At 54.5% G+C, this 16075-nt stretch carries 10 protein-coding genes; 9 read left to right on the top strand and 1 reads right to left on the bottom strand.

Going from position 1 to position 16075, the window contains the following annotated elements:
• Window positions 1-160 precede the first annotated feature (160 nt).
• From ONB24_09650 to ONB24_09610, 9 genes are all read left to right on the top strand, one after another.
• Window positions 161-2353 carry a S9 family peptidase gene (locus ONB24_09650; protein MDZ7316373.1) on the top strand — a complete coding sequence of 731 codons (2193 nt, stop codon included), beginning with the start codon at window positions 161-163 and terminating at the stop codon, window positions 2351-2353.
• An 8-nt stretch (window positions 2354-2361) separates the two neighbouring features.
• A complete protein-coding gene (locus ONB24_09645) occupies window positions 2362-3054 on the top strand; it encodes an L-ribulose-5-phosphate 4-epimerase (GenBank protein ID MDZ7316372.1) in 693 nt (230 codons plus the stop codon).
• Window positions 3055-3074: 20 nt separating this feature from the next.
• A complete protein-coding gene (locus tag ONB24_09640; protein ID MDZ7316371.1) occupies window positions 3075-5564 on the top strand; it encodes a non-lysosomal glucosylceramidase in 2490 nt (829 codons plus the stop codon).
• Window positions 5561-6475, top strand: a complete 915-nt coding sequence (locus ONB24_09635; GenBank protein MDZ7316370.1) for a hypothetical protein — start codon at window positions 5561-5563, stop codon at window positions 6473-6475. Before ONB24_09640 ends, ONB24_09635 begins: the two co-directional genes overlap by 4 nt.
• A 78-nt stretch (window positions 6476-6553) precedes the next feature.
• Window positions 6554-9316 carry a glycoside hydrolase family 78 protein gene (locus tag ONB24_09630; protein MDZ7316369.1) on the top strand — a complete coding sequence of 921 codons (2763 nt, stop codon included), beginning with the start codon at window positions 6554-6556 and terminating at the stop codon, window positions 9314-9316.
• 154 nt (window positions 9317-9470) lie between these two features.
• Complete coding sequence (locus ONB24_09625; protein ID MDZ7316368.1) at window positions 9471-10511, top strand: radical SAM protein; 1041 nt, start codon at window positions 9471-9473, stop codon at window positions 10509-10511.
• A gap of 113 nt (window positions 10512-10624) precedes the next feature.
• Window positions 10625-11014, top strand: coding sequence for a hypothetical protein (locus tag ONB24_09620; protein ID MDZ7316367.1), 390 nt, complete (start codon window positions 10625-10627; stop codon window positions 11012-11014).
• 51 nt (window positions 11015-11065) lie between these two features.
• Complete coding sequence (locus tag ONB24_09615) at window positions 11066-12103, top strand: efflux RND transporter periplasmic adaptor subunit (GenBank protein ID MDZ7316366.1); 1038 nt, start codon at window positions 11066-11068, stop codon at window positions 12101-12103.
• 40 nt (window positions 12104-12143) lie between these two features.
• Window positions 12144-15179, top strand: a complete 3036-nt coding sequence (locus ONB24_09610; GenBank protein MDZ7316365.1) for an efflux RND transporter permease subunit — start codon at window positions 12144-12146, stop codon at window positions 15177-15179.
• Window positions 15180-15197: 18 nt separating this feature from the next.
• On the opposite strand, the gene ONB24_09605 is transcribed toward ONB24_09610, so the two are convergent.
• A partial coding sequence (locus ONB24_09605; GenBank protein MDZ7316364.1) for an MFS transporter occupies window positions 15198-16075 on the bottom strand: 878 nt, incomplete at its 5' end.

Below are 16075 nucleotides of genomic sequence, written 5' to 3'. Positions count from 1 at the left end.
GTTCTTTGCCGGCCGGCGTTTTTAGAGTTTGCGTAGAGGCCATGGACTCCAGTGCCGAAAAAAACAGCTCCATGAGCAGCAACAGATTCCCCCTTATGAGACAAGCTTGCGGCAGCTCTTTTATTGCGAATTAAACAGATAAAGTAATGCGGTTGCAGGAATGAAGGTCAAATTCGGCTTTCTTACGGTTCTTTTGTTTGCAGCAGCGATGGGCCATGCGGAGGCTGGCCGCATCACCGTCGATTGGCTGGTAAGCGGCGAACCGAATCGGATTGAGGCGACGGCCGAATACGAATGGACCGATGGAGAATGGGCGATCTATTACGATTCCCGCCTGCCGGAAGAGGAACGCACCTTCGAGCGCCTCGATCCGAAGACCGGTCGCAGGTCACCGTTGCTCGATGCTCGCCAGGCAATGAGCTCTCTTTATTCCTTATTGGGCGAGGATGCCCCGAAAAAGCTTTCCTGGCCGATTGCCTTCGATCGGGCCGGCCGCCGCGCCCTTTATCAGTTCCGGAACGACCTCTTTGTGCTCGAACTTGAATCGGCAACCTTTAAGCGACTAACGGATGACGAAGGCGAAGAAGGCGCGCCTTTGCTCTCACCGGACGGTGCGACCGTCGCATTTATTCGCGAACATGACCTTTACACGGTCGATACCCAAAGCGGCGCTGTGCGGCGTCGTACCTTTGACGGCTCGGAAACGCTGCTCAACGGCGAGCCCTCCTGGGTCTATTGGGAAGAAATCTTTGATCACCGCGATAACCTCTATTGGTGGTCGCCGGATTCGCGCAGCCTGGCCTTCCTGCAGAGCGATCAGTCGGCGGTCAGCGTCATGACTTTTGTCGATTTTCAACCGGCGCAACCGCGCGTTTTGACGCAATACTATCCTAAAGCCGGTCAGCAGAACCCGTCCGTCCGTTTGGGCATTATCGAAATGGACCGCGAAGGAGTTGTCTGGGCCGATCTGCCCGACGAGTTCGAGTACATCGTCAACGTCGAATGGTTGCCGCACAGCCGCTCGTTGGCGTTGCTGACGCTCGATCGCGCCCAGCGCCGGCTCGACCTCTTTCTCGTCGACCGCGGCACCGGCGCAGCGCGGAGAATTCTGCGCGAAACCGACGAGGATTGGATCGATCACTACCCGCCGTTCTTTCTATCCGACGGCCGACGCTTTATTTGGACTTCGGAACGGAGCGGCTTTGCCCACCTCTATCTCTACGACTTCGTCGGCCGACTGATCCGCCAGATTACCGCAGGCGAATGGTCGGTGCTGCCCTTCGGCATGTATGCCTCCGGCGAGCAGCCGGTTTTGGCCGTCGATGAAAAAGCCGGCTGGGTTTACTTTTTGTCGAACAAGGATCGCTCGGTCGAGCGACAGCTCTACCGAGCGCGTTTAAACGGCGGGCGGATCGAACGGATGACACCTGAAGCCGGTACTCACCAGCCGCGCTTCAGTCGAAGCGGACGTTACTACTTTGATCGCTTTTCTTCCGCATCCTCTCTTCCCAGCCTTACGCTGCGGCGCGACAATCGACTACTCGCGACGATTGCTCCGGCGCGGCCAGAACTGGTCGATTCCCTCGACCTTTGCTTTCCCGAATTTTTAACCTTGCGCGCGCGCGACGGCTTTCCGCTGCCGGCAATGATTTACAAACCGAAGGATTTCGATCCGCGAAAGAAATATCCGGTCATTTTTTATGTGTACGGTGGCCCTTCGGCGCCGACCGTGGTCGATCAGTGGAATCGCGGCATTTATTTCTATCAGATGCTGCTCGACGCCGGTTACTTGGTCATGTCGATTGACAATCGTGCTTCGGCTTATATCGGTAAAAAGGTCGTCAAATCGCTCAACGGCCGCGTGATGGGGCAAGTGGAGCTGGACGATTTATCGGATGCAGTGAGCGAGGTCTGTTCATGGCCTTTTGTCGATCCTCAGAGGTTGGGCATATACGGCGCCAGCGGCGGCGGAACGTATACCCTGCTGGCCATGACCCGCACCGAGTTGTTCAAAGCCGGTATTTCGCGCGCTCCGGTTACCGATTGGCATTTTTACGACACCAAATTTACTGAATTGATCATGAAACGTCCGGAGGACAATCCTGAAGGTTACGCCGAAACCTCTTTGGTTGCCGCAGCCAAAAATCTGCACGGCCGCCTGCTGCTCATTCACGGCACTTACGATGATAATGTTCACATTCAAAATACCTGGGCCTTTGCCGAGGAGCTGATCAAAGCGGGCAAGGTGTTCGAGATGATGATTTATCCCATGCGCAAACACGGCATTTACGATCAAGAAGGGCGCAAACATCTCTATCTGCTCATGCTGGATTTTTGGAAAAGAAATTTATAGAGGTCACTATGGCTTACGAAACGCTTAAACACCGCATTTATGAAGCGAATATGGAACTACCGCGTGCCGGCGTGGTGATCTATAATTTCGGCAATGTGAGCGCCGTCGATCGGCAGGCGGGCGTGATTGCCATCAAGCCGAGCGGTGTCATGTACGAGGATTTAAAGCCTGAAGATATTGTGATCGTCGATTTCGACGGCCGCGTCGTCGAAGGACGGCTCAAACCTTCTTCCGACACCAAGACGCACCTGGTGCTCTATCGTCACTTTCCAAACATCGGCGGCGTGGTGCATACGCACAGCCTTTACGCCGTAGCGTGGGCGCAGGCTTGTCGCGCAATTCCGGTCTACGGAACGACGCATGCCGACCATCTGCATGTCGATATTCCGGTGACCGAGATCATGTCGGACGACGCCATCGAGCGCGATTATGAGGAAGAAACCGGCCTGCAGATCGTGCGCGCCTTTCAAAACCTTTCACCGGACGAAGTCCCGATGGTGCTGGTGGCCGGGCACGGCCCGTTTACTTGGGGCCCGACGCCGGAAAAGGCCGTGTATCACGCCGTCATTCTCGAACAGTTGGCCCAGATGGCGCTGTTGACCGAACAGATCAACCCCGCCGTCCTGCGGCTGAAGGAAAAGCTGATTCAAAAACATTATCAACGCAAACATGGACCTAACGCATATTACGGGCAGCGCTAAGGCTGCCGGAGGACAGCACCATGAAACGTCTGTCATGCGTTTTCCTGGTCATTTGGCTTGCATGTTCTGCGCAGGCGCATGAATTCAATGGAGGCTATTGCGGTGAATATTTGAACCGCATCGCTTTTCCGCTCGGCGGCATCGGCGCCGGCATGATTGCCCTCGAGGGGACCGGCGCGATCTCGCATGTATCGCTGCGGCATCATCCGGATATCTTTAATGAGCCTTTTACCTTTGCCGCCGTCTGCGTGAAAGGGATTCCGAACGGCGCCAAGGTATTGGAAGGGCCGGTGCCGGACTGGAAAGTTTTTGGACGACCCAATGCCGGCAACGGCGGCGGCAACGCACCTTATGGGCTGCCGCGTTTTGCGGAGGCGGAATTTCTCGCCCGCTTCCCCTTTGCCGAAATCTCTCTTCACGACAATGACCTGCCCTTGCAGGTGACCGTTTGCGGCTGGAGCCCTTTTATTCCTTCCGACGAAGATAACAGCAGCCTGCCGGTTGCGGCATTGGAATACACCTTCCGCAATACCTCGAGCCGGACGATCGAAGCTGTTTTCTCCTTTCACAGCCGAAATCTGATGCGCATCCCCATCCCCAGCGAGTGGGGCGGAACGTTTGAGCCCGGCGACGCCATATTGCCGTTTGCGAACGGTTTCATTCTTCATCAGGACGCATTGGAAGGCAAACCCCATGCGCAGGGCGATTTCGTCGTGTTTGTCCAAGATGATCGTGCCGTCATTGACCACTGCTGGTTCCGCGGCGGCTGGTTCGATCCGCTCACCATCACCTGGAAGACGGTGATGCGCGGCGAAACGCGCGAACAGCCGCCGATCGACGGTTCGGCGCCGGGCGCTTCCCTGTATGTGCCCTTCAGTTTGGTGCCGAACGAAAGCAAAACGATCCGGCTGTTGGCCGCCTGGTATGTTCCCTTTTCAGACCTGCGCGCCGGATCGCAGGGGCGTGATACGGAGAGTCCTGCTTATCGTCCGTGGTATGCTTCGCGCTTCTATTCGGTCGCCCAAGTTGCCGAGTTTTGGCGCGACAATTATTCCGAGCTGCGCCGACGCAGTGCTCTTTTTCGCGACGCCTTTTACGGTTCTACTTTACCGGCGGAGGTATTGGAAGCCGTCGCCGCCAACTTGACCATCCTCAAATCGCCGACGGTGCTGCGTCAATTCGACGGCCGTCTGTGGGCGTGGGAAGGCTGTCATGACCTCGGCGGCTGCTGTTACGGGTCCTGTACGCACGTGTGGAATTACGCCCAGGCAATCGCGCATCTTTTCCCGAATTTGGAGCGTACGCTGCGCGAAACGGAATTTTTCGTCAGCCAAAACAACGAGGGTCACCAGACCTTCCGCGCCAACCTTCCGATCTCGACGCCGGAGCATAATTTCTATGCCGCCGCCGACGGTCAGCTCGGCGGCATCATAAAGGTTTACCGCGAATGGCGCATCAGCGGCGATATTGACTGGCTGCGCAAGCTGTGGCCGCAGGTGCGCACCTCCCTCGAGTACTGCATCCGCACCTGGGATCCCCGCCGGCGCGGCGTCATCGAAGAGCCGCATCACAATACCTACGACATCGAGTTCTGGGGACCGGAACCGCTCGGCACGACTTTTTATCTCGGCGCCCTGCGGGCGGCAACCCTGATGGCGCAGGCTCTCGGCGAAAGCTTTCGCGAGTATGAGCGACTCTATCAACGCGGTCGCAAAGTCTTGGAATCCGAGCTTTTCAACGGTGAGTATTTCTTCCAAAAAGTGGTTTGGCAGGGCCTTCAGGCCAAGAGTCCCGTTGAAATGGCTAAAGAAACTTGGACGGTCGATTACTCTCCCGAAGCTTTGGATCTGTTACAAAAAGAAGGCCCCAAGTATCAGTACGGCGTCGGCTGCCTCTCGGACGGAGTTCTCGGCTGTCAAATCGCTCTTATGGCCGGCCTGGGCGAGATCATCGATCAAAACAAGGTCAAAAGCCATCTCAAATCGGTCTTTCGATATAATTTCAAGCCTGACCTCAGCGATCATGTCAATCCGCAGCGTCCCACATATGCTTTGGGAAAGGAAGGCGGATTGGTGCTTTGTACCTGGCCGAAAGGCGGCGAGCCGACTTTACCGTTCGTCTACAGCAATGAGGTGTGGACCGGCATCGAGTATCAAGTCGCCGCACATCTGATTGCCGAAGGCATGATCGCCGAAGGGCTGCAGATCGTCCGCACGTGTCGGCAGCGTTACGATGGGAGAGTACGCAATCCCTTTAATGAATATGAATGCGGTCATTGGTACGGTCGAGCTCTCTCGAGTTACGGTTTGCTGTACGCCTGCAGCGGGGTTCGTTATGACGCTGTAAACAAGACTTTATATTTTCGCTCGACCAAGCGGGATTTTGTCAGTTTCTTTGCCGCCGCAGGCGGCTTCGGGCAGGTCGGCGTCCAAAACGGCAAGCCTTTCTACCGGATAAGCGAAGGAGACCTTCCTGTCCGACATATCGTAATCGAAGACGAGGCGAAATGATCAAGCAGCTGATAATAACGTCGGCGGTAGGAGCGATTTTGCTTATCGGAGTCGCAAGACCGCAGGCGGCACAAACACAAACGGATGCCGGAGCGCGCTTAAAGAGCAAAGTCGCAGCCGTCGTTTTGAAGGATGGGCGGGTTCTCCGCGGGCGGATCGTAAAGGTCCAGCGCACCGGTATTCTTTTCGATCCCCAACGCAGCAGCCCTTTTTTCGACCCCCCGCCGCAAATTATTCCTCTTGGATCGATAAGCCAAATGCAGGACGCCGCCGGCCGCGTCGTTTGGAGAAATCCCGCGATCGTAAAGGCATCCAAAACGCCGCCGAAGATCAAATATAAGGGCGCCTTTTCGGTCGATGCCGGCCCCGCCTTTTATCTTCGCTCTGTTCGCCAACCGTTCTCCGCTCCAAATTGGCAGAATTGGAAAGAGACCATGCGGACCGGTACTGCCTTTAAAGCGGAAGGAATGATGCTTTTGCAGAGCAAGTACGGTATCGGCGCAGCCTATGAGCATCGCGGAGCAACGGCCAATTATACGGGGATCTTATGGGTCGGCGGTACGGGTCTGCAGCAGATTCGCAAGTCAAAGATAGGACTCGATGTCTGGTGGCTCAAAGGATACTTTTGGCAGCCGGTATCAAAGATTCTTTGGGTGCACCTCGATGCGGGCGTCGGCATGGCGTCATTTTCCGCCGAACCGCTTGCCGAGGAGCGGGTGAAACTGAACGCGCCTGTTTTTTCGACTGGGGCAGGCGCCGATCTTTTCCTGACCAGAGAGACCGCTTTTGCGGCAGGATTCAACTTTCTTTTCGGCCAAGTCGGAAAAGAATCCCTGGGCAGCACGCAGGTGCAATTTCAACATGGTCTAACTCAGTTTGCGGTATATGCCGGATTGAAAATCTGGTTCTAAAAAATGCGATGACTCTATCGGCGGCGATTTTGCGAAAGACGTTTCGCGTTTGCAAAGACATGATGAGATGGAGGTAAAATGATGCAGCGAATGATGATGGTGATATGCCTAATCGCAGGGGCGTTGTTATCTGCAAGTGCGCTCCGAGCGGCTGTTAAGGTGACCGATTTAAGGTGCGAATATAAAGTGAATCCGATCGGCATCGATGTCGAAAAGCCGCGGCTGAGTTGGAAGATTCAGTCGGATCGTCCGGATCGACGCAACATCCGCCAAAAAGCTTACGAGATACGTGTCGCCGCGTCACCGGAGCACCTTGAAAGCGGCAGGCACTTGATCTGGGAAACCGGCAAGACGCCGTCCGATCAATCGATCCACGTCGTTTATCGCGGTCCGGCCCCGCTGTCACGGCAAAGGTTCTATTGGCAGGTGAGAGTTTGGGATGAAAGGAATGTTCCTTCCGCCTGGAGTGAGCCCGCTTTTTGGGAAATGGGGTTGCTCAAAAAGAGCGACTGGAAGGCAAAATGGATTCGCGCCGACCTGCAGGAGAATCCCGAGGTTTCGTCGCCTGCCAACTTGCTGCGCAAAGAGTTCAAGCTCAAGGGACAAGTTCAATCAGCCCGCGTCTACATCACCAGCTTGGGACTCTATGAGGCGGAACTGAACGGCAAAAAGATCGGCGATGAGCTGTTGACGCCCGGCTGGACGGCTTACCAGGATCATATCCAGTACCAGACTTACGACGTCACTTTTTTACTAAAAGCGGGCGAAAACGCTGTCGGCGTCACTTTGGGTGACGGGTGGTATCGCGGCAACATCGGCTGGCAGGGTAATCGAAATACTTATGGTGATAGACTCGCCTTGCTCTTTCAGCTCGAGGTGCTTTACAGCGACGGCAGCCGCGAGATCATCGTCTCGGATGAGACGTGGAAATCTTCCACCGGTCCTATTTTAATGTCGGACATCTATAACGGCGAAACTTACGATGCGCGTTTGGAAAAGAACGGCTGGACTTTGCCCCGCTATGACGATCGCAGTTGGAGCGGAGTCATTGAAATGCAGGCACCCGCTGCCCGACTGGTCGCTCCTGCCGGCCCGCCGGTACGTGCGATCGAAGAGATCAAGCCGGTCAAGATTTTCAAAACCCCAAAAGGAGAGACCGTGGTGGATATGGGACAGAATATGGTCGGTCATCTGCGGATAAAAGTACAAGGACCGGCCGGAACCACCGTGACCATCCGCCATGCCGAAGTGCTCGACAAAGAAGGAAATTTCTATACGGAAAATCTCCGTTCCGCCAAGCAAACCATTAGCTACACTCTCAAAGGCAAGGGCATCGAGGTTTTCGAGCCGCATTTTACTTTTCAAGGTTTCCGTTATGCAGCTGTAGAGGGCTGGCCCGGCGAGCTGACGCTCGATGCCCTCACCGGCGTTGTGGTTCACTCCGACATGGAGCCGACCGGCGATTTCAGCTGTTCCAATGAGATGATCAATCAGCTGCAGCACAATATACGGTGGGGACAAAAAGGAAACTTTGTCGACGTCCCGACTGATTGCCCGCAGCGTGATGAAAGGCTGGGCTGGACCGGCGACGCTCAAGTCTTTGCACCGACGGCCTGCTTTAATTTCAACACCGCCGCTTTTTATACCAAATGGCTGAAGGATTTCATTGCCGATCAGCAGGCGGAAGGCCAGATTCCGCATGTAGTTCCCGATGTTTTATCCATCAAGCGCGGCCGGCGCGGTGAATCCGCCTCCGCCGGTTGGGCCGACGCCGCCGTGATCGTCCCCTGGACCGTCTATTTGGCCTTTGGCGATATCGGCATTCTCGAAAAACAATATGACTGCATGAAGGGGTGGGTCGATTACATGGCGTCGCGCGCCGGAGAAAAAATGCTTTGGGATACCGATTTTACCTTCGGCGACTGGCTGGCATTCGCCACGGACCGCTCCGATTATCCCGGCGCCACCACCGACAAAACGCTCATTTGCCAGGCTTATTTTGCCCGCTCCACCGAACTGCTTCAGAAAACCGCCGCCGTGCTCGGCAAAACGGAAGATGCAGCCAAATATGCGCAGTTGCTCGAGCGCATCAAAAAAGTTTTTCAGCAGGAGTTCGTCACTCCGAACGGACGCCTGGTCTCTCATACCCAGACTGCTTATGCTCTGGCGCTCGCTTTCAATCTGCTCCCCGATGAGCTGAAGCCCGTTGCCGCCAAGCATCTGGCCGATGATGTCAATCGTTTCCGACATATTACGACGGGCTTTTTGGGGACGCCGGTCATCTGCCATGTTCTCAGCGCATACGGTTATGCGGATGAGGCATTTATGCTTCTTAACCGAACCGAATATCCTTCATGGCTGTACCCCATTACCAAGGGCGCTACAACGATTTGGGAGCGCTGGGACGGCATCAAACCGGACGGCAGTTTTCAAAACCCCGGCATGAACTCTTTTAATCATTACGCCTACGGCGCCATCGGCGAGTGGCTGTACCGCTATGTTGCCGGTATCGAAATCGATGAACAGGCGCCGGGTTATAAGCATGTCATCATTCAGCCGCATTCGGGAGGCGGTCTGACCTGGGCAAAGGCTGAACACGAATCGATGTACGGCAAGATCGTCTCTTCCTGGAAATTGCAGGACGGCAAAATGCTGCTGGAAGTAATTGTGCCGCCGAATACAACGGCGACCGTGATTCTGCCGAAAATTGCGCCTGAACAAGTAACGGAACAAGGCAAACGCTTACGAGATATAAAAGGCGTCACTGGATTTGAGCAAAAAGAGCAAAAATTGTTGATACAAATCGGCTCAGGATCATATCAGTTCAGCGTAAAGCTGTAATAGTTTTTTAGAAAAGGCGGCCGGCCCTTTTAATAAGGGCGCTCCGCCTAATCTTTTGGATAAGAAGCTTATGGATTAGACTCGGCTTGATATGGTGTTGCGAATAAAACCGAATCTACCGGATCAAATCGTGTACAATTAGGAGCAGGTATTCATGGGTCTTGCCGCTAAATTTTCCAAAGCAATCGCTCTATTCATGCGGGGGAATTTCAGTGCGATACAGGCCAAATTGGCCGAGGCTACGGGCATCGAAAGTCTGATACCGCCGCCTTATTCGATGATGATCGAACCGACCAATGCCTGCAATTTGCACTGCCCTACCTGTCCAACCGGCGCCGGCACGATGAACCGTCCCCGCCGCATGATGACGCTGGAGGAATTTCGCCGCATTATCGATCAGGTGAAGGAACATGTCCATTTTCTTTATTTATGGAATTTCGGCGAACCTTTTATGAATAAGGACATTTTAGAAATGATCCGTTATGCTGTTCAGGCCGGCATGGAAGTCAAGATCAGCACCAACGGCGAGTTCTTTAAATCGGTCGACTATTGCAAAGAGATCGTCAAAACCGGCTTGCAGCATCTGATCATTGCTTTGGACGGCGGCGACAATGAAACTTTGCGTATTTTCCGCAAGGGCTCCAATTTCGAAAAGATTATTGCCGGCTTTCATTATATGCATCAAGCAAAACAGGAGTTGAATTCCAAGCTTCCCAAAATCGAGCTGCAGTATATCGTTATGAAGCATAATGAACACCAACGTGAGCAAATGCAAAAGTTGGCCAAGGAACTACATGTCGATATTTTCTGCGAGAAAACCGTCGGGATCAGCGCCAATGACCCCAATTTTCAACAAATGGCGGAAACCTATTTGCCCACTGATCTCTCTTTGAGCCGTTATTACAAAACATCAGACGGCAAATTTCACGTAAAAGGCAAGGTGCCCAACAGATGCCATTGGCTTTATACCAGTATGACGATCAATTCTGACGGTTCTGTAGTTCCCTGCTGCTACGACCGCTTTTCAGAACACATTATGGGCAATGTATTCGAGGACGATGTTTTGACTATTTGGCGGAATAACAAATATCAGGCGTTTCGTCGCGCCATTCGAAAAAATCGCTCAAAAATTCCGCTTTGCAACGCCTGTTATGAAGGCCGATACCATATCAGCAGAAAACGGGGCGTTGAATGATAGATGATTGAATTGTCGGCAAACCAGATTTAAACTGTCAGTCGGCGGTTTTACTGCTTTGTGATAACAAAAAAACACTTTCTGTTCATTTTAACTTTATCATGGAGGCAGCGATGAAGGCCTTTAATGGTCTCATTCTGTTTTTCTGCACCGCTTTATCGGCGCAGATCAGCGTCGTACATCAGATTCGGCCCGAGGCCGCTGCGCCGGGCGACAGCGTCACCGCATGGGTTGAGTTTACCGGAGTCGATAGTCTGAAACAGGTATTGATCATCCCGCGCGAGTATGCCTATGATATTGACAAACCATTTCCGCTGCAAAAAGACACGACCACGACAAAAGAACGCTGGATCATTCAGGCGAGAGTTCCATACGAAACTCCCTACGGAGCCGTCAATCTTGAAATCCGTGCCGTTGATAAAAACGATCGCGAAATTGTGATCCAAGAATACAAGGATCAGCAGTTCGGTAAAACCGGGCTGATAAAGTTTGAGGTTCGCTGAAGGCCAACTTAACAGAGCTGCATTTTACAGGCTCTTTCTTTTGGAGTCCGGATGCGTTTGCGTACTTTGGGTGTCGCTTTTTTTATCGTTTTCCTCTCGCTTACGGCATGTAAGCTAAAATCAAAATCGAAGGAAGAGGCGCGCATCGTTGCCGTCGCCGTAGCAAAGGTGGAGCACCAAACCGGTTCTCTTCCGATTCGGGTCACCGGTCAGACCGCCTGCGAGCGCACCATGCGATTGTCTTTTAAAACCGGCGGCTATTTGCTCTTTTTGGCTGAGGAAGGAGCTGTTCGTCGCAATGATGTGTTGGCGCAGCTGGATACGACCGAGATCGCCGCTCAGGTCCGGCAGGCGAGGCAGGCCTACGAGAAAGCGCAGCGCGATTATCATCGCGCTTCTGCGCTTTACGAAGGCGGCGGCGCCACTCGCGAACAGCTTCAGAACGCCGAGACCGCCTTGAACGTCGCCGCCGCAGCGCTGCAGGCTGCCGAATTCAATTTGATTCATTCCACGATCCGCGCGCCGGAAAGCGGACAGGTACTGAGACGCTTGGCCGAGGCCGGTGAATTGATCGGCCCGGGCATTCCGGTCATTTACTTCGGCGCCGGCGGCGTGCGACTTGTCCAGGCCGCCTTGGCCGACCGTGACGTCCTGCGAATACGGATCGGCGACTCGGCCGAAATCTCTTTCGACGCGCTGCCGGGGATTCGCTCTAAGGGTCGCGTTACGCAAATTTCGCCCATGGTCGATCCCCAAACCGGTTTGTGGGACATCCAAATAACTTTGGCAGATCCGATCGCCTCTCTTCCCGTCGGCTTGACGGCGCAAATAATCCTTTTTCCTGCCGACGAAGGCGAGGCGGCGGTTGTCCCGCTGGAGGCCGTTGTTGAGGCAGATGGCGACCATGGTGCCGTGTTCACAGTCGAGGGTGCTGCGGCGCGGAGGATTCCCGTCACCTTGGGGCCGGTTTTCGGTGATCGAATCGTTGTAACCGACGGCCTCGGAAATGTGGAGCGCGTCGTCACTCTCGGCGCCGGGCTGCTGCGCGACGGCGATCAAGTTCGTGTAATACAATCGACCGACCAATAGTATCCCATCTTTTTACAAAGATTTTTATTCGAGTTCGATTATGCGCCTGCCGCATTGGGCTATTGAGCATCATCAATTTACATTGGTCATCGTTCTCATTCTGGCGGTAGCAGGAGTTTTTTCCTTCCTGACCATGCCGCGCGCAGAAGATCCTGCCGTTACACCGCCGGGCGCCAGCGTCATCGTCATTTATCCCGGCGCTTCTCCCTCAGACGTCGAGCAGCTCATTGTCGAACCGGTTGAGCGCGCTCTCAATGAACTGCAGGATGTTAAACGAATCAGCGCCGCGGCCGAGGACGGCATCGGTACGATCAGCGTCGAGTTTTTCTTCGGTGTGGATCCTGAGGAAAAATACGCGCAGGTGGTGCAAAAGATCAACGCCATCCGAAACGAGTTGCCCGAGGACCTTTTTTCGATCGAGTTGTACAAGTGGACGATTACCGACGTCAACATTCTGCAGCTGGCGTTGGTTTCCGAGGAGAGTTATCATCGCTTAGAGAAAATTGCAGAGGATCTACAAAAGCGGTTGGATCGCGTCTCCGGCGTCGGCAAGGTCGAGATTTGGGCGCTGCCGCGTCGGCAGGTGCGCATTGCCGTAGATTTGGCCGAGTTGGCGGCGAAAAAGCTTCCGCTTAGTCGCGTGACCGCCGCCGTCGCCTCAGCCAATCAAACCCTTCCCGGCGGTTACCTGGACATTGGTCGCAAACGGTTCAGCATTCAGCTTTCCGGCGCCTTTACCGGACATGACGATATTCGCCGAACGGTGGTCCATGCAGCCGGTGGAAAAACCATACTTTTGCAGGACATTGCCGATGTTTCTTGGGCTGATGAGGATCCTACTTATCTGGCGCGCGTGAACGGACGCCGTGCAGTTTACATTACCGTGCAGCAAAAGCCGGAAACGAACATTTTCAAAGTTCGGAAAGGCATCGAAACAGTTCTTCGTGATTTTTCCACCCGAGAGCTGCCTTCGAGCGTCGAACTGGTTACCGTTTTCGATCAATCCATCAGTGTTGCCTCGCGACTCAATTCCTTTTTCATCAGTCTACTGCAGGGACTCTTTCTCGTCGGCCTGGTAATGACGCTCAGCGTCAGCCTGCGCGCTTCGCTGATCGTAATGACGGTCATTCCGCTTTCCGTGTTGATCGGCATTACGCTGGTCGATCTTTACGGCTACGGCCTGCAGCAGATGACCATTGCCGGACTTATTATCGCACTCGGCATGCTGGTCGACAATGCGATCGTGGTAACGGTGAACGCCGCGCGATTTTTGCGGCTGGGTGTCGATCGTTTGCGTGCCCCTGCCGAGGCCACGGCTCAAGTCGGGTGGGCCATCGCCGGATCCACGGTCACCACTGTGCTCGCCTTTCTGCCGATGATGCTCATGAAGGACAAGACCGGCGACTATATCCGCAGCATGCCGTTGATTGTCATCTGCACGCTGAGTGCCTCGCTGCTTTTGGCGCTTACCTTTACGCCTTTTTTATGCAGTCGACTGCTCAAGACGGAAAGCGAGGAAAAACTCCCTCTGCATCGACTGGTCGACCGGTTCGTGGAAACGATCTATCGCCGCGCACTTAAACGCGCTTTGCAGCGGCCGAAGCGCATCGTCGCTTTTGCCGCGGCAGCGCTGATTGCCTCGCTGGCGCTCTTTCCGTTGATCGGCATCAGCTTTTTCCCTAAAGCCGAAAAGCCGCAGTTTATGATTGACATCAATACGCCGCCGGGAACCAATCTTCAGGAAACCGACCGCATTGCCCGAGAGGTCGAAAAGCTCCTTGCAAAGACACCGCAGGTTTTGCTGTATGCCGCCAACATCGGGCATGGAAATCCCCGCATTTATTATAACGTCTTTCCCAAGCGCGAACACAGTACGCATGCGCAGATATTTGTGCGTCTCAAGTCGTGGGACCTGCATTCCTTCTACGCCCTTTTAGAAGATCTGCGCCGACAGCTGGCGGAAATTCCGGGCGCCAAGATCGAGGTTAAAGAGTTCGAACAGGGGCCGCCGGTGGACTCCCCATTGGCGGTGCGCATCTCGGGTGATGAGATGGAGGTGCTCAAAGATCTTTCGCAGCAGGTCGAAGACGTTTTCCGCTCGGTTCCCGAAGTGCTGAATATCAACAATCCCCTCGCTTGGAACGGTCTGCATCTCTATCTGCGCATTGATCGGGAGCAGGCCGGCAGGTTGGGCGTGCCGATCGCCGAAATCAACCGCACCGTTCGATTGGCGATCGCCGGTGCGACGATCGGCCGCTTCCGCAACGAGCGCGGCGAATCATTCGATATCGTCATTCGCCTCCCGCAGGGCAGTCAATTGCCGCCTGATGAACTGCTCGAGCGAATCTTTGTCCCTTCGCTTTCCGGCAAAGCTGTGCCGCTTAAAAGCGTCGCGACCTTGGAGCTCAAGAGTTCGCCTCCGGCAATCCGCCACTACGGCCTCAAGCGCGTCAACACGCTCAGCGCCGACGTGGCTGCCGGCGCTTCAGTCGATCGAGTAACGCGCCGTATTTGGGAAAAGCTGCAGCGCATTCCATTGCCGCCTGGTTATACGATCTCGCTCGGCGGTGAGTGGGAATCGCGCGGCGAATCGTTCAGCAGCATGACCCAATCCATTCTCCTGGCGCTTCTATGCATCTTTGCTGTTCTGGTGCTGGAATTTCGTTCCGCCGCGCAACCCTTTATCGTGTTCAGCGCCATACCCCTTTCGTTGATCGGCGCGCTTTGGGCGCTCTTTCTTTCCGGGAACAGCTTTTCCTTCACCGCCTTTATCGGCTTGACAAGCCTGGTCGGCATTGTCGTGAACAATTCGATCATCCTTGTGGATTATACCAATCAACTGCGCGAGCAGGGGAGAGAGGTGGACGATGCCCTCCAGGAAGCCGGGGAGACGCGTTTCCTGCCCGTCTTTTTGACTACAGCCACAACGATCGGCGGGCTTTTGCCTTTGGCCGTGCGGGGCGGTACGCTGTGGGCGCCGATGAGCTGGACTCTCATCGGCGGCTTGACCGTTTCCACTGCTTTGACTCTGCTGGTAACGCCGGCTTTGTACAAGCTGTTTTCAGAATCGGAATAGGGAGAGGCAAAAGATACTTTAAAGTTGCTCCAGACTCTCTGCTCGACTTTTATCCTGCGTGTTGAGAAAAAACTGCAGCAAATGAAAGCAGAAAAACAAGGCGGCGCCGGTCAGACCGATGATTTCCCAGAGAATGGTGCTGCCGTGCCTTTCATAGATCCGCCCGCCGATCAGGGGGGCAAAGATCATCGCCAGGGCAAAAGTAAAGCTGTATAGCCCCATGACGCCGCTGCGCCTCTCGTCCGGGGCGCGGTTGGCGATGAAAGCGGCGGATAAGGACATGGTCAGCATTTCGCCGAACGTCCAAAGTAGAACGGCAAACCCCAGCCAGATAATTGAATGAAAAACCGGCGTCAGGGCAAAGCCGAGGCAAATCATCAGCGATCCGTAGGCAATAATGGGAAGCGGCCGCAGCCCTTCCAGATAAAGGACCAGAGGTAATTCGCAAACAGCGATCACCAGACCGTTTAAACCCATCAGAACGCCGATTTGATTTTCCACCAGGCCGATCTGATTTCTAAGATACAGCGGCCAAGTGCTGAAGAGCTGGAAAAAAACCAAGCCGATAAAGAAGAGCAGCGCCAACATGCCGAACAAAATCCCGTCAGACTGCATGGTCAGGAGTTGAGATTTCTTTAGAGTCTTCGGCGGATAAGAGGGAGTCATAAAAGCAAGATAAAGACCGGCCAGTGCGCAGGTCAAGCCGTCGATATAAAAAAGGTAATGGTAATCGATGCGGGCCAATATGCCGCCGATCGTCGGCCCAATTGCAAAGCCGAGATTTATAGCCGGCCGATTGAGCGCAAAGGCGCGGGCGCGCATCTCCGGCGGCGCGGCTTTAGCGGCCGCGGCATTGTTGGCAGGACGGAAAGCGTCGGCAGCGGCTGCCAGAAAAA

The sequence above is a fragment of the candidate division KSB1 bacterium genome (assembly GCA_034505495.1).
Lineage (GTDB): Bacteria > Zhuqueibacterota > Zhuqueibacteria > Residuimicrobiales > Krinioviventaceae > Fontimicrobium_A.
Note: the sequence above shows the minus strand (reverse complement) of the source record. Positions and strands in the feature narration are given on the sequence as shown.

Excerpts from the sequence above, each read along its gene's own strand:
- ONB24_09640 (MDZ7316371.1), top strand. The coding sequence starts at position 3,075 with ATGAAACGTCTGTCATGCGTTTTCCTGGTCATTTGGCTTGCATGTTCT.
- ONB24_09615 (MDZ7316366.1), top strand. The coding sequence starts at position 11,066 with ATGCGTTTGCGTACTTTGGGTGTCGCTTTTTTTATCGTTTTCCTCTCG.
- ONB24_09610 (MDZ7316365.1), top strand. The coding sequence starts at position 12,144 with ATGCGCCTGCCGCATTGGGCTATTGAGCATCATCAATTTACATTGGTC.
- ONB24_09635 (MDZ7316370.1), top strand. The coding sequence starts at position 5,561 with ATGATCAAGCAGCTGATAATAACGTCGGCGGTAGGAGCGATTTTGCTT.
- ONB24_09630 (MDZ7316369.1), top strand. The coding sequence starts at position 6,554 with ATGATGCAGCGAATGATGATGGTGATATGCCTAATCGCAGGGGCGTTG.
- ONB24_09645 (MDZ7316372.1), top strand. The coding sequence starts at position 2,362 with ATGGCTTACGAAACGCTTAAACACCGCATTTATGAAGCGAATATGGAA.
- ONB24_09625 (MDZ7316368.1), top strand. The coding sequence starts at position 9,471 with ATGGGTCTTGCCGCTAAATTTTCCAAAGCAATCGCTCTATTCATGCGG.
- ONB24_09620 (MDZ7316367.1), top strand. The coding sequence starts at position 10,625 with ATGAAGGCCTTTAATGGTCTCATTCTGTTTTTCTGCACCGCTTTATCG.
- ONB24_09650 (MDZ7316373.1), top strand. The coding sequence starts at position 161 with ATGAAGGTCAAATTCGGCTTTCTTACGGTTCTTTTGTTTGCAGCAGCG.